Source organism: Micromonospora sp., assembly GCF_048594385.1.
Classification (GTDB): domain Bacteria; phylum Actinomycetota; class Actinomycetes; order Mycobacteriales; family Micromonosporaceae; genus Micromonospora; species Micromonospora wenchangensis.
Genome location: NZ_JBMDWU010000610.1, coordinates 19873 through 41202, shown reverse-complemented (window position 1 = coordinate 41202; position 21330 = coordinate 19873). Strand labels below are relative to the sequence as shown.

The 21330-nt window shown below is 73.0% G+C and carries 19 protein-coding genes; 13 read left to right on the top strand and 6 right to left on the bottom strand.

Annotated features, from left to right (window positions below):
• Positions 1 to 133: 133 nt before the first annotated feature.
• From ACOJTC_RS31830 to ACOJTC_RS31790, 9 genes are all read left to right on the top strand, one after another.
• Entirely contained in the window at positions 134 to 1717 is a 1584-nt protein-coding gene (locus ACOJTC_RS31830) for an AMP-binding protein (protein WP_420119657.1), read from the top strand.
• 105 nt (positions 1718 to 1822) lie between these two features.
• On the top strand, positions 1823 to 2581 hold the full coding sequence (locus ACOJTC_RS31825; RefSeq protein WP_420119656.1) for a DUF3050 domain-containing protein: 759 nt from the start codon (positions 1823 to 1825) through the stop codon (positions 2579 to 2581).
• A gap of 113 nt (positions 2582 to 2694) precedes the next feature.
• Positions 2695 to 3810, top strand: a complete 1116-nt coding sequence (locus ACOJTC_RS31820; RefSeq protein WP_420119655.1) for a type III polyketide synthase — start codon at positions 2695 to 2697, stop codon at positions 3808 to 3810.
• A gap of 17 nt (positions 3811 to 3827) precedes the next feature.
• Positions 3828 to 4376: a cupin domain-containing protein gene (locus ACOJTC_RS31815; protein WP_204925366.1), complete on the top strand. Its 549-nt coding sequence runs from the start codon at positions 3828 to 3830 to the stop codon at positions 4374 to 4376.
• Between the two features lie 13 nt (positions 4377 to 4389).
• Positions 4390 to 5532, top strand: a complete 1143-nt coding sequence (locus ACOJTC_RS31810) for a DegT/DnrJ/EryC1/StrS family aminotransferase (RefSeq protein ID WP_420119654.1) — start codon at positions 4390 to 4392, stop codon at positions 5530 to 5532.
• Positions 5529 to 6647 carry a polyprenyl synthetase family protein gene (locus ACOJTC_RS31805; protein WP_420119653.1) on the top strand — a complete coding sequence of 373 codons (1119 nt, stop codon included), beginning with the start codon at positions 5529 to 5531 and terminating at the stop codon, positions 6645 to 6647. Before ACOJTC_RS31810 ends, ACOJTC_RS31805 begins: the two co-directional genes overlap by 4 nt.
• Positions 6648 to 6774: 127 nt before the next feature.
• Positions 6775 to 7452 carry a vWA domain-containing protein gene (locus tag ACOJTC_RS31800; RefSeq protein WP_357924500.1) on the top strand — a complete coding sequence of 226 codons (678 nt, stop codon included), beginning with the start codon at positions 6775 to 6777 and terminating at the stop codon, positions 7450 to 7452.
• On the top strand, positions 7449 to 8303 hold the full coding sequence (locus tag ACOJTC_RS31795) for a protein phosphatase 2C domain-containing protein (RefSeq protein ID WP_420119652.1): 855 nt from the start codon (positions 7449 to 7451) through the stop codon (positions 8301 to 8303). Before ACOJTC_RS31800 ends, ACOJTC_RS31795 begins: the two co-directional genes overlap by 4 nt.
• The gene (locus tag ACOJTC_RS31790) at positions 8300 to 9904 is read left to right on the top strand and encodes a hypothetical protein (RefSeq protein ID WP_420119651.1); all 1605 of its coding nucleotides are present in this window, start codon (positions 8300 to 8302) and stop codon (positions 9902 to 9904) included. The genes ACOJTC_RS31795 and ACOJTC_RS31790 overlap by 4 nt, the downstream gene beginning before the upstream one ends.
• Positions 9905 to 10736: 832 nt before the next feature.
• Here the strand turns inward: ACOJTC_RS31790 and ACOJTC_RS31785 are convergent.
• On the bottom strand, positions 10737 to 11105 hold the full coding sequence (locus ACOJTC_RS31785; RefSeq protein WP_204925372.1) for a hypothetical protein: 369 nt from the start codon (positions 11103 to 11105) through the stop codon (positions 10737 to 10739).
• A gap of 53 nt (positions 11106 to 11158) precedes the next feature.
• Here ACOJTC_RS31785 and ACOJTC_RS31780 point away from each other — a divergent pair, with 53 nt between their 5' ends.
• A complete protein-coding gene (locus ACOJTC_RS31780; protein ID WP_420119650.1) occupies positions 11159 to 14029 on the top strand; it encodes a CHAT domain-containing protein in 2871 nt (956 codons plus the stop codon).
• Between the two features lie 18 nt (positions 14030 to 14047).
• On the opposite strand, the gene ACOJTC_RS31775 is transcribed toward ACOJTC_RS31780, so the two are convergent.
• Genes ACOJTC_RS31775 through ACOJTC_RS31760 form a run of 4 tightly spaced genes read right to left on the bottom strand, consistent with a single transcriptional unit; the run spans position 14048 to position 17859 of the window.
• Positions 14048 to 15190, bottom strand: a complete 1143-nt coding sequence (locus tag ACOJTC_RS31775; protein ID WP_420119649.1) for a sensor histidine kinase — start codon at positions 15188 to 15190, stop codon at positions 14048 to 14050.
• On the bottom strand, positions 15183 to 15866 hold the full coding sequence (locus ACOJTC_RS31770; RefSeq protein WP_204925374.1) for a response regulator transcription factor: 684 nt from the start codon (positions 15864 to 15866) through the stop codon (positions 15183 to 15185). Before ACOJTC_RS31770 ends, ACOJTC_RS31775 begins: the two co-directional genes overlap by 8 nt.
• A 40-nt stretch (positions 15867 to 15906) precedes the next feature.
• Positions 15907 to 16596 (bottom strand): VanZ family protein, encoded by a 690-nt coding sequence (locus ACOJTC_RS31765; protein WP_420119648.1) that lies wholly within the window; start codon positions 16594 to 16596, stop codon positions 15907 to 15909.
• A complete protein-coding gene (locus ACOJTC_RS31760; protein WP_420119647.1) occupies positions 16597 to 17859 on the bottom strand; it encodes a serine hydrolase domain-containing protein in 1263 nt (420 codons plus the stop codon).
• Positions 17860 to 18078: 219 nt separating this feature from the next.
• Here ACOJTC_RS31760 and ACOJTC_RS31755 point away from each other — a divergent pair, with 219 nt between their 5' ends.
• The 3 genes from ACOJTC_RS31755 to ACOJTC_RS31745 are packed head-to-tail and all read left to right on the top strand — an operon-like array spanning position 18079 to position 20332.
• Positions 18079 to 18474: a GntR family transcriptional regulator gene (locus ACOJTC_RS31755; protein ID WP_204925376.1), complete on the top strand. Its 396-nt coding sequence runs from the start codon at positions 18079 to 18081 to the stop codon at positions 18472 to 18474.
• Positions 18471 to 19370: an ABC transporter ATP-binding protein gene (locus ACOJTC_RS31750; RefSeq protein WP_420119646.1), complete on the top strand. Its 900-nt coding sequence runs from the start codon at positions 18471 to 18473 to the stop codon at positions 19368 to 19370. Before ACOJTC_RS31755 ends, ACOJTC_RS31750 begins: the two co-directional genes overlap by 4 nt.
• Positions 19367 to 20332, top strand: coding sequence for an ABC transporter permease subunit (locus ACOJTC_RS31745; protein ID WP_420119645.1), 966 nt, complete (start codon positions 19367 to 19369; stop codon positions 20330 to 20332). The genes ACOJTC_RS31750 and ACOJTC_RS31745 overlap by 4 nt, the downstream gene beginning before the upstream one ends.
• A 26-nt stretch (positions 20333 to 20358) precedes the next feature.
• On the opposite strand, the gene bla is transcribed toward ACOJTC_RS31745, so the two are convergent.
• A complete protein-coding gene (gene bla / locus ACOJTC_RS31740; RefSeq protein ID WP_420119644.1) occupies positions 20359 to 21264 on the bottom strand; it encodes a class A beta-lactamase in 906 nt (301 codons plus the stop codon).
• Between the last annotated feature and the right edge of the window lie 66 nt (positions 21265 to 21330).

Below are 21330 nucleotides of genomic sequence, written 5' to 3'. Positions count from 1 at the left end.
GGTCGCGGCGTCCCGGACCGATCGACCCGGCCGGGCCGGTGCACCCCGCGCCGCAGGGGCGCGGACCCCTCACACGCACCGGTACGCAACAACGGCCCGAACGGCCGTCAGAGATCCCGAGGAGGCGGTTCAGATGAAGGGCTCCGCGATCCACCGCTCGATCCGGAAGGACGGCCTGCACCTCGGTCTCGTACCGCAGATGGCCACGGCCCGGAACAGGTCCACCCTGCTCACCCTCGACCACGACCTGGACGTCCTCCCGCAGGCGGGCCGGCGGCTGACGGTGGCCGAGATCGCCGGCCACGTGGACGACCGGGCGGCCCGGCTGTGGGCGGCCGGGGTACGACCGGGAGAACGGATCGCGATCTACAAGAGCGCCAACTTCGACGTCTGGGTGCTGGCGAGCGCCGCGTCGCGCGTCGGCGCGGTGCCCGTGCTGCTCTCGCCCGCCCTGGACGCCGCCACCGTCGGCGCGCTCCTCGGCCGGCTGGAGCAGCCGAACCTGCTCACCGATGACCGTAAGCTCGACGACCTGGCCGACGTGCCACTCGCCGAACTCACCAGGCGGGTGGTCACCGTGACGGGGCACCGCCCCGGTACGGCGTCGCTCGCCGACCTCGCCGGCTCCCCGCGGATCACACCGGTGTGCCGGAAGTTCGACGAGCCAGCGATGATCACCCACACCTCGGGTACCACCGGACTGCCCAAGCTCGTCGTGCACACGCCGCAGACAATGGGCGCCCGGCTCACGCCGCAGTGGCGGCTGCTGTCGCTGATGCGCCGACGGGAGACGGTCGCGATCCACATCTCCTTCGTGCACTCACGGATGTTCGCAGCGATGGCGCTGGCGTTGTTCTTCGAGATGCCCGTACTGCTCATGCGGGAGTCCGATCCGGACCGCGTCGCCGACCTGTTCCTCGCCAACCGGCCGGGATTCATCGAGGTGCTCCCCAACTCGCTGATGGAGTGGGAGCGACTCACCGAGGACCGGCGCAAGCCGTTCGCGTCGATCAAGTACTTCAGCACGACGTTCGACGCGATCCACCCCCGGACGATGAGCCGGCTGCTCAGGTCCTCCGAGCGGCGGGGAGCGCTGTTCTTCCAGATCTACGGCCAGAGCGAGGTCGGCCCGGCCGTCGGCCGACCGTACTTCCGCCACTCCGCCCACCGGGCGAACGGCCGCTGTGTCGGCTGGGCGATGCCGGGATGCGCGCGGATCCGGGTGGTCAGCCGCAACGGCAGGCGACCCTCGGAGACGAATCCCGGCTTCATCGAGGTCGCCTGGCCCGGCCTGGCCAAGACCTACTTCGCCGAGCAGGAGCGGTACGACACCAACCGGGACGACGAGTGGTGGCGCACCGGGGACGTCGGCTACCGGACCAGGCTCGGCTGCCTGCACATGTTCGACCGGGAGGTCGACATGATCCCCGGGTTGCGCAGCGCGCTGGAGGTCGAGGACGTCATGCTCGGGGAACTGGAGGAACTGACCGAGTTGGTCGTGGTGCCCGGCCCGAACTCCGAGCCGATCCCGGTCATCTGCACCCGGGACGACCAGCCGCTCGACCTCGACCGATGGCGTACCGCCGCCGCCAGGTTCCCCCAACTGGCCGCCCCGATCCAGATCCCCCAGGCCGACCTGCCCCGTACCGGCACCCTGAAGGTCCAGCGGATCGCGTTGTCACACCGGCTCCAGGGTGAGCTGGAGAAGCGGAGCTGACGGGCACCGCCACGTCGACGGTCGCGGGCCCGGCCCACGGTGCCGGCCGTCCCCGTCGGGTCGGCGGACCCCCACGACGTCCCACCGATTGACCGGGAGAAGAAGTTGACCGCGCTTGCTGAGTTCGACACGGCACGGGCCAGGCTGATCGACCACCCCCTCTATGCGCAGATCTCCACCGAGGAGCGGCTGCGGATCTTCATGAAGCACCACGTCTTCGCCGTATGGGACTTCTTCACCCTGCTCAAGCGCCTACAGACCGAGGTGACCTCGGTGACCCTGCCCTGGCGACCCCGGGGGCACGCCGAGCACGGCCGGTTCATCCTGGAGATCGTCCTGGCCGAGGAGACCGACGAGGACATCGGCGGGGGTTACGTCAGCCACTTCGAGCTGTACCGACGGGCCATGGACGAGGTCGGCGCCGACACCGCGCCGATCGACGGGTTCCTCGCCGCCCTCGACCGCGGTGTCAGCCCGACTGCGGCGCTCAAGGACGAGCAGATCCCGCCCAGTGTCCGCGACTTCGTCGGCCACACCCTCACCGTGGCGCTGGACGGCGCACCGCACGAGGTGGCGTCGTCGTTCTGCCACGGCCGGGAGAACCTGCTGCCCGACGTCTTCTCGGCGGTCCGCGCCAACGTCGACGACGTACTCGCCAACGCGCCGGTGTTCCGTCACTACCTCGACCGCCACATCGCCCTCGACCACGACGAACACGGGCCGCTCGCCCTGCGGCTGCTCGACGCGCTCTGCGACGGCGACCCGCAGCGTGAGGCCGAGGCCACCGCCGTCAGCATCGCGGCGATCAGGGCACGCATCGGCCTCTGGGACGGGGTGCTCGCGGAGTTCGACGCAGTTCGTTGACCGATCACGTCCCGCCGGACCGCCGGTCAGGGACCGGGACCTGGGTGCCCGGACGCCTCGACCAGGCCAGCGGCCGGTGACCCCCGAATGCCGAGAGAGAGTGGATTCCCGAGATGCCTACGTTGTGCAAGCCGTCGGTGGGTGTACCGGAACACGTCGTCACGATGGAAGAGACCCTGGAGTTCGCCAGGACGGTCCACGCCGGCAACCCGCAGCTTCCGCTCGCGCTCCGACTGATCGGGAACACCGGGGTACGCAAGCGGCACATCGTGCAGCCGATCGAGCAGGCGCTGCGCCACCCGGGTTTCGAGGAGCGCAACCGGATCTACGAGATCGAGTCCAAGAAGCGCTGTCCGGGCGTCATCGAGCAGGCCCTGGCACACGCCGGGGTGACCGCGCGGGACATCGACGCGATCATCTACGTGTCGTGCACCGGCTTCATGATGCCGTCGCTGACCGCCTGGCTGATCAACACGATGGGCTTCCGACCGGACACCCGGCAGCTCCCGATCGCGCAGTTGGGCTGCGCGGCCGGTGGGACGGCGATCAACAGGGCGCACGACTTCTGCACCGCGTACCCCGGGGGCAACGTGCTGATCGTCTCCTGCGAGCTCTGTTCGCTCTGCTACCAACCCACCGACGACGGGGTCGGTTCGCTGCTGTCCGACGGGCTGTTCGGCGACGCGGTGGCGGCCGCCGTGGTGCGGGGCCACGGTGGCACCGGCATCACGCTGGAACGCAACGCCTCGTACCTGATCCCGGACACCGAGGACTGGATCTCCTACGCCGTCCGGTCCACCGGATTCCACTTCCAGCTGGATCGCCGGGTGCCCGGCACGATGGAACCCCTCGCCCCGGTGCTGCGCCGCTTCACCGACGGCCACGGCTGGGACGTCGGCAACCTCGACTTCTACCTCATCCACGCCGGCGGTCCGCGCATCCTGGACGACCTCGCCAAGTTCCTCGACGTCGACCGGGAGATGTTCCGGCACAGCTGGGCGACCCTGACCGAGTACGGCAACATCGCCAGCGCGGTCGTCCTCGACGCCGCCCGCAGGCTCTTCGACGAGGACCCGCCGTCCCCGGGGGACCACGGGATCATCGCGGCCTTCGGCCCCGGCATCACCGCCGAGATGGCGGTGGGCAGCTGGAGCACCGACACCCGCGCGGCACTGGACCTGGCACCCCCCGCCGCCGCGGTTCCGCACCGCGACCCGGAACTGGTCTAGGGAAAGGGGACCATCGCATGAGTGGCCTCATCGTCCCACCCGGCGAGGGACGCAAGTTGATCACCAAGGCACAGGAGGTCACCTTCAAGGTGACCGAGGCACACGGCTCGGCCACGTCGATCTTCGAGGTGGTGGTGCCACCCGGCTTCGACGTCGGGGCGCACACCCATCACCACGCGCAGGAGTTCTTCTACGTCCTCGACGGCCGACTCGACCTGCTGGCGTTCGAACCCACCACCCGCACCCCGCACGGATGGCAGGACTGGGCGTCCGCCGACGGGGACCGGGTGGTGACGGCGGGTCCGGGTAGCTGCATGTTCGTCCCGGCCGGCTGCCCGCACGCGTTCCGCAACTCCACCGACGAGCCGGCGCGGATGCTGTTCCAGAGCCATCCGTCGCCCGACCACGAGAACTACTTCGAGGAGATCGTGGAGATCTTCTCCGCAGGGAAATCGGTGGACCCCGACGCCGTGCAGCGACTGCGCGACAGGTACGACGTCGACCAGATCACCCCCCTGCGCTACGGGCTCCCGGCCCTGACCGGCACCAACGGCAATCCGGCGTAGTGGGGAGATGAGAGTGGACGCGATTCCTCTGGTCCGACCGAGTCTGGGCGAGCGGGAACTGGCCGCGGTCGCGCAGGTGTTCTCCTCGGGTTGGCCGGCCGGCCAGGGACCGAGCGGCAAGGCCCTGGAAGCCGACCTCACCCGCCGGTACGGCGTGGCCGACGCGGTCGCGGTCAGCAACTGCGGTGCCGCCCTGCACCTGGCACTGCTCGCCCTCGGCGTCACCGAGGGCGACGAGGTGATCGTCGCCGACTACACCTTCCCCGCGCCCGCCCACGCCGCCCGCTACGTCGGCGCCACCCCGGTCTTCGCCGACGTACGCCCCGACACCGGCACCGTCGACCCGGAAGCCGTAGCCGCTCTGATCGGCTCCCGTACCGTCGGCGTCATCGCCGTGGACACCCTCGGCCTGCCGGCGGACTACGACGAGCTGAACGACCTCACCCGACGTCACGGGCTGTTCCTCGTCGAAGATGCCGCCTGCGCCATCGGCGCCACCTACCGCGGTCGACCCGCCGGTGCCCTGGCCCCCGTGGCGTGCCTGTCCTTCCACGGACGCAAGGGCATCACCAGTGGCGAGGGTGGTGCCCTGCTCACCACCGATCCCGCCCTCGCCGTCGACGCGCGCCTGCGCTCCTCGTTCGGCATCGGCAGCATCTTCGACCAGGCCCAGGTCGTCGGCCTCCCCATTCCCGAGTTCACCGAGATCGGCTACAACTACAAACTCTCCGACATCGCGGCGGCGATCCTCCAGGTGCAGCTCACCCGCGTCGAGGAACTCCTCGAACGCCGCCGTGCCGTCGCCGCGCACTACGCCCACCTGCTCGCCGACGAGGACCTCGTCACCCTGCCGCACGTACCCGACGACCGCAGCCACGCCTGGCAGTCCTACCTGGTCACCCTGCATCCGGACGTCGACCGCGCCGCCGTCGCCACCGCCCTGCGCACGCACGGCATCGGCTGCGGTCACGGCACCTGGGCCAGCCACCGACAACCCGTCTACGCCAGTAGCCAGCACTGCCCCGTCTCCGCCGACCTCGCCCGGCGCAACCTGGCCATCCCGATGCACGCCGAACTCACCCCCGGCCAGGTGGAACGGGTCGTCGCGACCCTGCGCACCGCGCTGCGCACCCGGACCCGGGCGGGAGCGGCGTGAACACCCGTCCACCCGTCGTGGAGCACCGGGCCGGTCCGGCCGCCGGGGTGACCGTGAGCACGGAGGCGATCGACGCCGTGCTGCGGCGGTTCTTCGTCGACCGCCGGGCGGAGGCCGACGCGATCGGGCCGGGCTTCGCCACCGCGGTCGCCGAGTTGGAGGGTCACGTGTTGCGCGGCGGCAAACGCGTACGGCCGGCCTTCGCCTGGCTGGGGTGGATCGGTGCCGGCGGCGACGAGGCCGGCCCCACCGCGGAGGCGGTCCGTCACACCTGTGCCGCGCTCGAACTGCTCCACGCGTCGGCGCTGATCCACGACGACATCATCGACGCCTCACCGACCCGCCGCGGTCACCCCGCCGCGCACGTGGCCTTCGCCGAACAGCACCGCCACCACGGCTGGCCGGGTGACGCGGAGTCGTTCGGCACCGGCAGCGCCATCCTCGCCGGGGATCTGGCCCAGGGCTGGGCCGACGACATGATCCGCGGCGCCGGCCTCCCGGTCGAGGCGTACGAGCGGGTCGGCCCGGTCTGGTCGGCCATGCGCACCGAGGTCCTGGCCGGCCAACTGCTCGACCTGTGGGCCGAGGCCGGCAACGACGAGGAGGTCGATTCGGCGTTACGGATCGACAGGTACAAGACGGCCGCCTACACGGTGGAGCGCCCGCTGCACATCGGCGCGGCTGTCGCGGGCGCGGGTGCCGGTCTCGTCGCCGCGTACCGCGCGTTCGGCGTCGACATCGGCGTCGCCTTCCAGTTGCGCGACGACCTGCTGGGGGTCTTCGGCGACCCGGAGTTGACCGGTAAGCCGTCCGGCGACGATCTGCGCGAGGGTAAACGGACGGTGCTCCTCGCCACGGCCCTGCGCTTCGCCGACGAGCGCGACCGGGCGGCGGCGGCCTACCTCCGGGCCAAGGTCGGCACCAGTCTCACGGCCGACGAACTGCGCAGCATACGGGGCATCTTCACCGACATCGGCGCGGTCGACCACGTCGAGCGGGACATCGCCCGCCGCACCGGGCGGGCCCTCGCCGTGCTGGAGGCCAGCGACGCCACGTCCGACGGTCGTCGTGGGCTCGCCGCGATGGCGGTCAGCGCGACGCAACGACGCTGGTGAGCGGGTTCGACGCCGCTCGACGCCACCTCCCGGCGACCCGGCGGGGCGGCACGTCGCGCACCGCCGTCGTCACATAGACGCACGGTGTTACGTTGAAGCCGTCCACTGACGACGGTTGGGGGTACGCATGGCGGAGACTGCCGGGCGGGTGCTGCCGGTCTATCTGGTGGCGGACGAGTCCGTCTCCATGACACCGGTGGTGGGCGAGCTGAACGCCGGGCTCCAGTCGCTGCACGACGCACTGCTGCGCGAGCCCCTCGCGGCGGCCAAGGTCAGGTTTTCGATCATCGGCTTCTCCGAGGACGTGATCGTCCACTCGGCCCTGTCCGACCTGCGCAACGAGACGGCGCTGCCGCAGTTGTCGGTACGCGCCGGGACCTCCTACGGTGCCGCGTTCAGTCTGCTGGTCGACCGGATCCCGGCCGACGTACGGGCCCTCAAGCGGGAGGGTTTCGCGGTGCACCGGCCGGCGGTGTTCTTCCTCAGCGACGGGCAGCCCACCGACCCGGGCCAGTGGGAGCCGGTCTACGCCGAGTTGACCGACCGGGAGCGCACCCCGACCGCACCGAACATCATCGCGTGCGGCATCGGTGAGGCGCGGGCCGAGACGATCCTGCACGTGGCGACCCGGCCGGAGTTCGCGTTCGTGGCCACGCCCGGGGTCGAGGTGGGCTTCGCGATCGCCGAGTTCTGCACCGCGCTGACCCGCAGCGTCATCAGGTCGGGGCAGGCCGTCGGGGGTGACACCGCGGAGCTGGTCGTGGAGCGGCCGGACAGCTTCCGGATGGCCGTGGACGTGGTGTGAGCTTCGACTGGGTGCCGCCGCTGATCGGGGTGCCGGGTCCGCAGGTGCCGTCCCGCGCCCCGCAGACGCAGCCGTACCGGCCGGACACCGTGGCCGACGGCTGGGCGGCGGCCGGTTTCGAGGTACGGGCGGCCTCGGTGCGCGGGCCCGGCCACCGGGCGTCCGGCGTACCCCGGCAGGATGACTTCGCGTTGGCCACGGCGGCCGGTTCGGTGATCGCGGTGGTGGCCGACGGGGTCTCCAACGCCCCGCTGTCCCACCTGGGCGCGACCATGGTGTGCCGGACGGTCGTCGACTACCTGCAACGCGCCGACGACCCCGTCGACTGGCACGACCTGCTGCGCTGCGCGGGCTGGGCGCTCGTCGAGTACGCCGGACGGCAACTGGGCGAGACCGATCCGCAGCGGGCCGAGTCGCTGCTGGCCAGCACCGTGGTCGTCGCCCTGGTCCGGCCGGACGGCCCCGGGCGGGCGGTCGCCCACCTGGTCCGGGTCGGCGACTCGGCCGCCTGGCGGCTGCGCGACGGCGGGTGGGAGCCGCTGTTCACCGACCCGGCCGACCCGCAGGACGAACTGCTCCCGGACGGCGTCGCCGCCCTGCCCCGGGTGCCCGCCGAGGTCGACCCGGTGACGGTGACGCTCACCGCGGACGACGTGCTGGTGCTGGCCACCGACGGCTTCGCCGAGCCGCTCGGGCACGGCACCGGGGACCTCGGGCGGCTGTTCGGCGACGCGCTGACCACGCCGCCCGCGATGACCCGGCTCGCCTGGATGCTCGACTTCACCGGCGGGTCCTGGGACGACGACCGCACCGTGCTGGCCGTCTGGCCGGTGCCGCCCGAGCCGTCATGACCGGCCCGCTGCCGCCCGAGGTGAGCCTGTCCGCCCTCGGCCCGCGTACCCGCATCGGCACCGGCGGCCAGGGCACCGTCTACGCCCTCACCGAGGACCCCCGGTGGGTCTACAAGGAGTACGCGACCCGGTTCGTCGACGACGTCGACGTCACCACGTTGAACCGGTTCGTCCGGCTCACCGCCGGGGCCGGCCCGGATGCGGAGACGCTGCTCGGTCTCGCCGCCTGGCCCACCGCGATCGTCCGCAAGGAGGGCGTGGTCCGTGGGTTCCTGATGCCACGGGTACCCGACCGGTTCCGGGTCCGCATCCAACTGCCGCGCGGACCGGACACCGTCCTGGCCCAGGTGCAGTACCTGTTGAACAGCGACGACTATCTGCTCGACCGGGGGCTGCACATCGACGACCGGATGCGCCTGGAACTGCTGCGGGACACCGGCGAGGCGTTGACCCTGCTGCACCGGCTCGGCGTCTGCGTCGGCGACCTGTCACCGAACAACCTGCTGTTCAGCCTCGACTCCCGGCCCCGGTGCTACTTCATCGACTGCGACGCGATGCGGCTGCACGGCGAGTCGGTGCTGGCGCAGGCCGAGACCCCCGAGTGGCACGTGCCGGACGCGGACGCCGAGGAGCTGGCCACGCCCGCCACCGACGCGTACAAGTTCGGGCTGCTCGCGGTGCGCCTGTTCGCCGGTGACCAGCAGACCCGTGACCCGCAGGCGACCCGGCCCCGACTCGACCGGCAGCTGGTCACCCTCGCCGGCCGGAGCCTGGACCCCGCCCCACACCTGCGGCCCGCCCCGCAGCAGTGGTCGGACGCCCTGGAGCGGAGCATCCGCCGCACCCCGCCGACGGCACCGCCGCAACGGGCCGCCCCCGCCCCGAACGGCCCGGAGCCGACCCGCCCGGACCCGGTCCGCCGCGTCGTCCCCGCGTCCGCGATGGCCGCTGCCCGCCCGCCCGGCCGGGGTTGGGGTCTGGCCGTCGCGGCGCTGGCCGCGGTCGCGGTGCTGGCCGGCCTGCTCAGTGGCAACGACGACTCCCCGGGCAGGCCCTACCCGACCAGGCCGGTTCTCCCGACGGGACTGATCGGGCAGCCGTCCTATCCCCCGTTGCCGACGGGGATCCCGGGTCTGACCCGGCCCACCGGCGGTGCGGCCGGGGCGACCCGGTATCCCGGCCTGCCCCTGCGGACCGGGCTCGACCTTGAGAAGCTCCTTCCGCTGGCCAGGCCCTGTCTCTTCACCGACGTCAGGGTGGGCAGTGGTCTGAACCGGACGTCCGCCCGGACGAAGTCCTCGGTCGTCGCCGTCCGTGGCTTCCTGTGCGGGATCAACACCGACTCACCACGCCTGGACGACCGGAGCCGGACCCAGCTCGCCCGGGCCGCCACCCTGGCGAAGAACGGCCCGTTCCCCGTCGCGACGATCATCGGCATCCGCACCGCGACCGACGGCAACCCTCAGGTCAACGTGGTGTTCGACCCGGACGGTGCCGCCTCGTCGGCCGGCTGCTGGCGCTCCCGGCTGTCGCTCGTCACCGACGACGACGGGTACGGTGTCGGCTCGCTCTCCGCGCCGACCCGGTCGTACTGCCCGTGACCGCTGGCACCCTTGTGCAGCAGGTCGTTGACGGCGGCAGCGGTGGACGGCGGTAGCGGACGCCCCTGCTCGACCGGGAAACCCAGCTCGGCGACCAGGCCACGGTGCCGCAGGTCGACGGTCGCCTCCACGATGTCGGCGAACAGGCCCGCCGCCGACCGGGCCCGCCGCCAGGAGACGACACCGACGGTCACGCCGAGCACCGCCGCCGGCCACCACCACGGGGTCAGCGCGAGACAGAGCACCGCCCAGCCGGCCCAGGCGACGGCCCGGTCGAGCCGGTCGCGCGCCTGCATCACGTCGGTGCGCCCCTCGGGGGTGAGCAGCAGCCACAGGCGCGGCCAGATCAGGCCCAGGCGCAGGCCGTACTGCGCGGCCACCCGGTCGTCGGCGAGCCGGATCCGGTCACCGATCCAGGTGGGCCGGGCCGGCAGGTACACCGCCGGAACCACCCGTGCCCGTGCGGTGAACCGGCGCGCGGCGGCGGCCCGCCGGCGGGCGGTCAACGCGGTCGCCAGCCGGCGGGCCGGGCCGGCCCAGGTGCCCAGCCAGACGTGGCGGACGATCCTGCCGGCCGCCTGGGCGCAGCCGGCGGCCACCGCCGCGGCCGCGACGACGAGCGCCCCGACCACCAGGGCCAGGCCGACCCGCTCCCGCAGGTGGTCGACGGCGTCGGCGGCGGCGAGCGCCGCCCCGGGTACGTCGAAGACGGCATCACGCCCCGGTAGCACGGCGAAGGCGGCCACCGCGAGCCACAGCAGGGCCGGGCCGAGCGCCCGGGTCAGCCAGCGGTCGTTGATCCGCCGTCCGACCTCGCCCAGCAGCACCTCGATCATGGCTCGGACCGGTACGTCATCGCCGTGTCGGCGAGCGCGCAGTGCGGCACCCGTCCCCGGTCGTCCCGGTGGGCCCGGCGCGAGCAGCGGTGCAGCGGGCAGCGGTAGTCGCCGTCGAGCACCACCGGCGCGAGGCCCTCCAGCCGGGCCCCCTCGGCGTGGTCCGACGGGCCGACGCCGATGCTGCGCTCGGTCTCGGTCCCGGTCGTCCAGCCGAGCTGCCGGCAGACCTCCACCACCGGCCTGCCGGCGGCCAGTTCGTCGAGGAGTTCGTCGAGCAGGTCGCTCCACGCCCCCGCCTCCGCACGTTCGCGCAGGGTCGGTACGGCGGCGCACAACGAGGCCAGCAGACGGCGTTGCTCCATGTACGACACTCCCGTCGGTTGACGCCCGAGCCGCCGTCGAATCTACTGAGCCGGTGCCAGCGTCCGAGCGGTCCATCGATGCGGTGGACGCGCTCATCGCCGCCTACAACGACAGTGGCGACGAGTCGCGGCTGGTCCGGGCCGAGGGCGTGGCGCGGGACCTGCTCGCGGCGGATCCGTCCCGGGTGGACGCGCTCGCCGCGCTCTCCACCGTGCTGATGCTGCGGGGCCGCACCTCGGACCCGAAGCAGCTCGACGCCGCGGTGGCCGCCGCCGGGAGGGCCACGGCGTTGACCCCACCTGACGATCCGTGGTGGGCGTACGTCAACGCCCAGCTCGCCATGGTCGTCGGCTTCCGGTTCGAACAGCGGCGCGAGGTGTCGGACCTGTCCTTGGCCAAACGGCACGCGGACGTCGCGGTGGCCGCCGTCGGCGAGGACGACCCGCTGCGGATCGACGTGCTGCTCCGCTGCGCGAACGTGTACCGGCTCGGTTCCGAGAGGTTCGGCCAGGTGGCGGACATCGACACCGCCGTCCGGCTCAGCCGGGAGGTGCACCGGTCGACCGACCCGGACCACGTGCTCACCGCCCACCAGCTGCTGGCGCTCTGCCTGGTCACCCGGTTCGCCCGGACCGGCAGCCCGGGTGACCTCGACGAGGCGATCGCGCACTGCCGTCGCGGGCTGGCCACCATTCCCGCACGGCACATCGACCGGGCCGCCCTCAACGGTGTGCTGGCGATCGCGCTGATGCAACGTTGGGTGAACCTGGACGGCGACGACGACGCCGACCTGCGCGAGGCGGTCCAGGTCAGCCGGCAGGTCGTCGCCGACCTGCCGAGCATCGGCACGGTCCGCGCGCAACTGCTCGCCACCCACGGTGTCCTGCTGGTCATGCACGGCCTCAGCAGCAACTCGTCGGCGCACCTGGACGAGGCGATCCGCAGCTCCCGGGAGGCCGCCGACGCGCCGACGGCCGGCACCCAACGGGCCGGCCACCTGGTCAGCCTGGCCCACTCGCTGCTCATCCGGGGCCGGATGAGCAGCGACCCGGCCGGGGTCAGCGACGCCGTCGACACCGGCATGGCCGCGCTGGCCGGATTCTCCCCCGGCCACCCGGACCGGGCGCGGGCCCTCAACGTGCTCGGCACGGCACTGCGGACGCGCTACCTGATCGGTCGGGACCCGGCCGACCTCGACGCCGCGGTCGGCATGTGGCGGTCGTCGTCGGCGTCCCGGGCGGGAGCCGTCGAGATCCGGATGACCGCGGCCCGCACCTGGGCGCAGACCGCCGCCGAGGCCGGTGACGCCGAGCTGGCCCTGGAGGCGTACGGCACCGCCGTGGGTCTGCTGCCGCTGCTCGCGTGGCGGGGGCTGGACCGTACCGTGCAGGAGAAACGGCTGGCCGCGGTGTCCGGCCTGGCCGGTGACGCGGCTGCCTGGGCCATCGCCGCCGGGCAGCCGCACCGCGCGGTGGAGCTGCTGGAGCAGGGCCGTCAGGTGCTGTGGTCGCAGGCCCTGCAGACCCGCAGCGACCTGTCCGCGCTGGCCACGGTCGCGCCCGCGCTCGCCGGGGAACTCGACCGGACCCGTCGGGAGCTGGACGGAACCGGGGCGTCCCCGGTCGTCGAGCTGCCGGCCCGTCCCGGCTGGGAGCTGGGCCGCGACCTGCTGGCCGGTGCGCTGGATGGACCGCACCACGCGGGGACCGAGGACGCCGGTCACCGTCGCCGGTTGGCGGAACGCTGGGAGCAGCTCGCGGCCGAGGCCCGCCGCCTGCCGGGCTTCGAGAACTTCCTGCACCCGCCGTCGTTCGCCGCCCTCCAGCCGGCCTGCGCGGGCGGGGCGGCGGTGCTGGTCAACACGTCCCGTTGGCGCAGCGACGCGATCATCGTCACCGCCGACGGGGTACGCGCCGTGCCGTTGCCGTGGCTGTCCCACGACACCGCGCAGCGTCGGGCCGTGGCGTTCCTCGATGTGCAGCGGGCGGTGGAGGAGGGCGGCGGGCCGGTCGAGCGGGCCGCCCTGCACCAGACGCTGGTGTCCCTGCAACGGTGGCTCTGGGACACCGTCGGCGAGTCCGTCTGCGCGGCCCTCGACGACATCCTCGGTGGCGGGCCGGACCGGCGGCACCGGGTGTGGTGGTGCCCGACCGGGCCGTTGACGATGCTGCCGCTGCACGCCGCCGGCCGGTTCGGCGCGAGCGCCCCGCTCGCCGCGAGACGCCGGATCTCGGTCGCCGCCCGCTGCGTGTCGTCCTACACCCCGAGCCTGTCAGCGCTGCTGCGCGCCCGCGCCACCCCGACGCCGGACGGGGCGCCGCAGGCGTTCGCGGTGGGGCTCGGCACCCTGCCCGGCCAGGCGCCGCTGCCTGCGGTCAGCGACGAGCTGCGCGCGGTCAGCTCGCACGTGCCCCGCCTGCGGGTGCTCTCCGGCCGCAGCGCCACCGTCGAGGGCGTGCTGACCGCGCTCGAGCAGCACAGTTGGGCGCATTTCGCCTGCCACGGCGACCAGGACTTCAAGCGGCCCAGCGCCGCCGCCCTCCGCCTGGTCGACGGCAAGCTCAGCGTCCTGAAGCTGGCCGGCCGGCTCGCCACCCGCAGCAGGTCGGCCGGCGGTTGCGACCTGGCCTACCTGTCCGCGTGCCGCACCGCGGCCGGTGGTCGGGACCTGCCCGACGAGGGCATCCATCTCACCGCGGCGTTGCAGATGGCCGGCTTCCGGCACGTCATCGGCAGCCAGTGGGCGGTCTCCGACCGGGTGGCGGCCCAGGTCGCCGACGACGTCTACGCCGGACTGAAGGCGGGGGGCCGCCTGGACGCCGACAATGCGGCCGTCGCGCTGGACCGGGCCATCGACCGGGTACGGCGTGCGCACCCGGACCGTCCGGAGGTGTGGGCGGCGCTGATCCACACCGGTCCGTAGCAGTCCCGGGCCGGCCGGTCACCCCGGCCCGTCGGGATGGCCGATGCCGGGGAGCCGGACCGTGACCGTGAGACCTCCGTCGGGGCGGGCGACGAGGTCGAGGGTTCCGGCGTGGGCGCGGACGATGCTGTGCACGATGGCCAGGCCGAGTCCGAAGCCGGCGTGTTCGTCGGTGCGGACCCGTTCCGTGCCGCGCTGGAACGGCTCGGTGAAGGTCGGCACCAGCTCGGGCGGGAGCCGGCGACCGGTGTTCTCGATCCGCAGCATGCAGTTGTCGCCGGACGCCCCGGTGTGGACCGTCACGGTGCCGCCGGTGGGCAGGTTGTGGACGACGGCGTTCTGCACGAGGTTCGTCACCATCCGCAGCAGGAGTTCGGCGGAGCCGCTGGTCCGGGCCGCCCCTCCGGTGACCTCCAGGGTGGTCCGACGTCGTTCGGCGAGGTGGAGCAGCGTCTCGGCGGCCTCCTCGGCGAGCAGGGACAGGTCGACGTCGGCACGGGTGAAGGTGCCCCGGTCGCCGTGGCCGAGCAGCAGCAGCGCCTCGGTGAGGTCGATCGCCCGCTGGTTGACGGTGTGCAGCCGGTCGAGGAGTTCGGCCGGCCCGGCGTCGGGGTCCCGGCGGGCGACGTCGAGCAGGGTACGGGAGATCGCCAGCGGGGTACGCAGTTCGTGCGAGGCGTTCGCGGCGAACCGCTGCTGCTCGGCGACGTGGGATTCGAGTCGTTCGAGCATCGAGTCGAACGCGTCGGAGAGTTCCCGGAACTCGTCCCGACGGCCCTCCAGCCGGACCCGGTGGGACAGCGACCCGGCCGCCGCCACCCGGGTGGCGTGGGTGATGCGGGTCAGCGGCGCGAGCATCCGGCCGGCCAGGACCCAGCCGCCCAGCAGGCCGAAGACCAGCAGGATCGCCAGCACCTGGACCGCTCTCGGGGCGAAGGCGCGCAGCAGGTCGAAGCGGTCCGGCACGAACATGGTGGGAGCGGGCAGCGGGGAGCTGTCGGGTGCCGGCGTGGGCAGCCGGGGGGCGTCGATCACCTCGGGCACGTACCGCAGCAGGAACACCCACACGGTGCCGAGGAGCAGACCGCCGGCCAGCATGACGAACCCGGCGTAGCTGAGGGTCAGTTTGAGCCGGACGCTCAGGCCGGGCGCCCTAGCCACGGCCGTCTCCCGGGTGTCCGGTGTCGATGCGGTAGCCGACGCCGGGGACGGTGGCGATGATCCACGGCTCGCCGAGCCGTTTGCGCAGGGTGGAGACGGTGATCCGGACGGCGTTGGTGAACGGGTTGGCGTTGACGTCCCAGGCCCGTTCCAGCAGTTCCTCGGCGCTGACGACCCCGCCCTCGGCGGCGACGAGGACCTCCAGCACGGCGAACTGCTTGCGGGTCAGCGCGACGTGGCGTCCGTCGCGGAAGACCTCCCGGCGGAACGGGTCGACCCGCAGGCCGGCGGTCTCGCGGACCGGGGGTCGGGCGTGCCCGCGCCTGCGGTCGAGCGCCCTGATCCGGAGCACGAGTTCCCGCAGGTCGAACGGTTTGGTCAGGTAGTCGTCGGCGCCGAGTTGGAAGCCGGACGCCTTGTCGTCGATCCGGTCGGCGGCGGTGAGCATGAGGATCGGCATGCCGCTGCCGGAGGCGACGACCTGTCGGGCGACCTCGTCGCCGGAGGGGCCGGGGATGTCGCGGTCGAGGATCGCCAGGTCGTAGTGGTTGAGGGCGAGCAGTTCCAGAGCCGTGTCGCCGTCGGGGGCGATGTCGGCGGCGATCGCCTCCAGCCGCAGGCCGTCCCGGACGGCCTCGGCCAGGAACGGCTCGTCCTCCACGATCAGTACGCGCACGTCGGCAGCCTATGGTCGGCGGGCAGCGGCACCGGGGTGCTCATGCCGGCCCCGGGTCGGCCGCTGCCGGCGCGGGACGGGGCGGCACCCTGCCCGGGGTACGCCACCACCGGCGTGAGGCGAGTGCGGCCAGCCCGGCACCGACGGTGTTGACCAGCACGTCGTCCACCGACGACACCCGGTCCAGCCACAGGACGTACTGTGCGGTCTCGATCAGGACCGAGCAGCCGGCACCGAGCGCCAGGGCCCGCGGCACCGACGCCAGCGCCGGGAACCGGATCGGGGCGAAGAATCCCAGCGCCGCGAGGACCAGCAGGTTGCCGCCGATCCCGATCGGCCCCATGGTGACCAGGTCCCGTAGCGGCACCAGACTCACCCGGCCGGGGGCGACGCCCGGCGCGGCCCCCGGCATCAGGGTCAGCCACACGAACGGCACCGTCCCGTAGACCATGCCCACCTCGGCCAGCGACCTGCGCCACGCCGAGGTGACGCCGGCGGCCCGCCGCAGCCGTGCCAGCGCCCACACCAGCAGGGCCGCCACCGGCAGGCCAACCAGGGTCATGAGCACCACCCCGTTGAACGTGTCGTAGCAGCCGTGCCACCGCCCGGCCAGGCACGTCGGGGCGGACATCAGCAGTGGCCGCCGTACGGTGAACGTCGCGCCCGCCAGCCCGAGGACAGCCAGGCCGGCGAGCACGGCGGTGCGGGTCGGAAGGTCCCGCCGGAGCACTCAGCCACCGCCGCCGGGCGGGCCGACCGGTGCTCCGGTGACGGCCTCGGCCTCCCGCAGACAGATGTCCAGCATGGGTACGCCGTCGGTGTTGGCGAGGATGACGCCGACCCACCCGGTGTCCGGGTAGATGCTCCAGTTCGCGCCGATGCCGCCGGCCCCGCCGCCCCGGCCGATCACCCACTGGCCGTTGACGATGCTCACCGGCATCGTGTACCCCTCGTACGCCGTGGGCACCGGGCCCGGGAGCTTGGCCCCGGCGAACAGGTCGGTGTACGGCCGGTCGAGCACCGTGCCGTCGCGCAGCGCCTCGGCGAACCGGACCAGGTCCGGTGCGGTGGCGAAGCCGTCGCCCGAGGCGTACCCGATGAAGGCCCGGCCCGGGTTGCGGCCCGGGATGTTCGGGTCGAGGCTGCCCCTGTCCAGGTTGCGGACGGCGTCGATCAGGCTGCCGTCGGCCTGCCGCAGGTACGGGTGCGCGATGTGCCCGTCGGTGAGCCACTGGTCCCTGGTGTAGAACGCCGAGCCGGTCATCCGGCAGCGCCCGAACACGTGCTCGTGCACGTAGTCCCAGAACGTCGTGCCGGACACGGCCTCCACGACCTGCGCGGCCATGGCCAGGCCGACGCCCCCACCGGGAAGGTGGCCGTTGGACCCGGTGCCGGGCACCCCTGTCAGCGTCGCCTGCCGGACCCACTGCTGGTGGTACCCGTGCACCTCCGCCCGGCTGTGGAAGACGCGTTGCCAGTCCGGCATCGGGGCGTCCAGGCCGGACGTGTTGGTGAGCAGGTGGTGGATGGTCACCTGCTCGGCGATCGGAGCGGCGAGCCCGGTCAGGTAGGTGCCCACCGGGTCGGCCAGCCCCACCCTGCCCTGCTGCACCAACTGGAGGACGGCCACCGACAGGAAGGGCTGGCTGCCCGAGGAGAGGTTGAAGGCGGTGCCCTCGTGGTTGCGGACCTGCCGCTCCCGGTCGGCCATGCCGTAGCTGCGGGACAGCACCGTCCGGCCCCCGTGGGACAGCAGCACCACGCCCGAGAATCTGCCCTCGGCGGCCAGCCGGGCCACGTACCGGTCGTAGGCCCCGCCTGGCCGGGTGTCCGGCAGGGCCCGGTCGCGCCCGGACGAGCCGGTGCGGGCCGGCCCGGCGTGGCCGGTGCCGGCAGCCGTCAACGGCGCACCCGCCACCAACCCGACGGCGGCCATGCCACCCCAGGTGACCAGCCGCCGCCGGTCGACACCCCGTACGGGATCCGCGTTCATGGTCACGCTCCCTGCCCGGTCGGCGGTTCGTGCGTTGACGGTGGTGTGCTCCAACTCATGGCCGTAGTCAAGACGCCGGCACGTTGCACGGGCGTATGCGTTTTCCGGTACGTCCGCGATACGGCGTACCGCCGGCCGACCGGTCTGCGGCCGGTGTGGCGGTGTTGACCGGCCCCTTACTGCTTTACTAGGGTGCTAGTAAAGCAGTAAGGGGCTCCCGTGTTCGTCTTCCGGCTCGACACCCACTCCGGCGTGCCGCCGTACCTGCAACTCGTGCAGCAGGTCCGCCAGGCGGTGCTGCTGGGCTTCCTCCGGCCCGGCGACCGCCTCCCGCTCATCCGCGAGGTGGTCGAACACCTGGCGATCAACCCGAACACCGTCGCCAAGGCGTACCGGCAGATGGAGCAGGAGAACCTGGTCACCGGCCGACCCGGCCAGGGCACGTTCGTCAACGAGCAGCAGTCGGCGGTGATACCACCGGCGACGTACACCTCACTGCGACGCGGCCTGGCGACCTGGCTGCGGCGCGCCTACGCCGCCGGCCTCGACGAGCAGGCGGTCACCGCGCTCTTCACCTCCGTCCACCAGCAGACGCGGAACGAGGACGTGGCGTGACGGACACCGGGATCGCGCTGCGCACCGACGGGGTGGGCAAGCGTTACCGCAAGGGCTGGGCGCTGCGCGACTGCACCCTGACCCTGCCGGCGGGCGGCGTGACCGCCCTGGTCGGGCCGAACGGCGCGGGCAAGACCACGCTGCTGCGCCTGGTCGTCGGGTTGCTGGCACCGAGCACCGGGACGGTGGAGGTGCTCGGCCACGACGTCACCGCCAGCACCCCGCAGACGCTGTCCCGGGTCGGGTTCCTGGCACAGGACCACCCGCTGTACAAGCGCTTCACCGTCGCCGAGATGCTCCGCTTCGGCCGGTCCTGCAACCTGCGGTTCGACCAGGGGCTGGCCGAACGCCGGCTGGCGAAGCTGGGCATCCCGCTCGACCGGAAGGCCGGTGCGCTCTCCGGCGGGCAGCAGGCCCAGGTGGCGTTGGCGCTGGCCCTGGCGAAGCGGCCGGACCTGCTCGTCCTCGACGAACCGGTGGCCAGCCTCGACCCGCTGGCCCGGCACGAGTTCCTCCAAGTCCTCATGGGCGCGGTGGCCGAGGGCGGGGTGAGCATCCTGTTCTCCTCCCACGTCGTGCACGAGCTGGAACGCGTCTGCGACCACCTGGTCGTGCTCAACCACGGCCGGGTCACGCTCACCGGCGACATCGACACCCTCCTCGCCGAGCACCGGCTGCTCGTCGGCCCGCGTACGGCCGCCGACGTGGACCGGGCCGACACCGTCGTGCAGGCCGTCCACAGCGACCGGCACACCACCCTGCTGGTACGCGACGGCGCGCTCCCCACCGCGCCCGGCTGGCAGGCCCAGCCGGTCGCGTTGGAGGACCTGGTGCTGGCGTACCTACGCCGGCCGTCCGGGGCGGGCACGACGACCGCCCCGGGGGTGCCGGCATGACCTGGTTGATCTGGCGGCAGCACCGGACCGAGGTCTGCGTGCTGGGCCTGCTCGTCGGCATGTTCGGCATCGCCCTGCTCGTGTTCGGGACGCAGGCACACGACCTGTTCCCCGGCGGTCCCGCCCGGTGCGCGGGGCAGGCCGGCGTCGACGGGGCCTGCACGGCCTCCTTCCGCCGGCTCGACGAGGGGTACGGGGACGTCGAGAACCTGCTCGCGGCCTTCTACCTGGTCCCCGTCGTCATCGGCGCGTTCCTCGGCGCGCCGCTGCTCGCCCGCGAACTGGAGGACGGCACCTGGCAGCTCGCCTGGACGCAGGCCGTGCCGCGGATGCGCTGGCTGGCGGCCAAGCTCGTGGCACTGGCCGGCGTCACCGTCGCGCTCACCGGCATGTTCACCGCGGTCCTCACCTGGTTCCGGCAGCCGTTCGACGCGTGGGAAGGGCGGTTCCAGTACGACGCGTTCGACCTGGAGGGGGTCGTTCCCGTCGCGTACGCGCTGTTCGCATTCGCCGTCGCCACCGCCGCCGGGGCGATCCTGCGGCGCAGCCTGCCCGCGTTCGGCGTCGCGTTCGGGGCGTTCCTCGCCGCCCGGATGTCGGTGGCGCTGGTGGCCCGCCCCGCGTACGCCACCCCGCTCACCGCCATGCAGCCGGTCCCCGTCGGCGGCACCGGGCACCGACCCGGGCCCGGCGTCGCCGACTGGACGATCGAACAGGGCTACGCCGATGCGACCGGGCGCAGGCTCAGCTCGACCGAGTACCACGAGCTTGAGGACGCGGCCGACCGGGCCGGCACCAACCTCAACCAGTTCCTGCACGCCCGGGGCGTCCAGCAGTTCGGGGTCTACCACCCGGCCGACCGGTTCTGGACGTTCCAGTTCATCGAGGCGGCCCTGTTCGTCGCCGTCGCGGCAGCCCTGGTCGCTGTGGTGGTGTGGCGGGTACGACGCCGCATGATCTAGGCGAACGACGCCCCTTCCTGATCCGGTCACAGGAGTGCGGTGGTGACCTCGGCCGCCCGGGCGATGAGGGCGTCGTCGTAGCTGGCGTCCTTCGTGTCGCGGGTGGACAGCACCGCGAGGACGATCGGCGCACGGTCCGGGGGCCAGAGCACCGCGATGTCGTTGCGGGTGCCGTAGCCGCCGGCACCGGTCTTGTCGCCGACGATCCAGCCGTCGGGGACACCGGCGCGGATCAGTTCGTCGCCTGTGGTGTTGCCCCGCAGCCAGCCGGTGAGCACGTCGCGGTCCGCCGTTTCGAGGGCGTCGCCGACGACGTACGCCCGCAGGTCCCGGGCCAGGACCCGGGGGGTGCTGGTGTCGCGGCGGTCACCCGGCTTCGCCTCGTTGAGCGCGGTCTCGGAGCGGACCGGCTCGGTGATCCCGTCACCGAGCTCGCGCAGCTTCTGCCTGAACCCGGGCGGCCCGCCGAGGCGACGCAGCAGGAGGTTGGCGGCGGTGTTGTCGCTGTGGCGCACGGCCGCGTCAGCGATCGCCCGCAGTGTCATGCCGTTGGCGACGTGCTTTTCCGTGATCGGTGAGTAGGTCACCAGGTCGTCCGCCGAATACCGCACCACCCGGTCCAGTTCGGCGTCGGTGGTCCCGTCGAGGATCTCGGCGGCGGCCAGGGCCTTGAACGTCGAGCAGTACGCGAACCGCTCGTCGGCCCGGTATTCCACCGTGCGGCCGGTGCCCGTGTCGATCGCGTAGACCCCCAGCCGTGCGTCGAACCTCTCCTCGAGCTGCCGGAATGCGTGGTTCCGGTCGGCCGTGGACGGCGGGGCGGTCGTCACCGCGCCGTCGCGTACCGGCCGGCTGTCGGGTCCGGCCGTGCCGCACGCGCTCAGGGACACCGCTGCCACCACGGCGGCGAGACTGCGTGTCGCGGGGATCATGCCTGCTCCAGGTCATTCGCGGGGTCGGGTGACGGCATCGCACGGCGAGGCCACTGTACGGCCGGG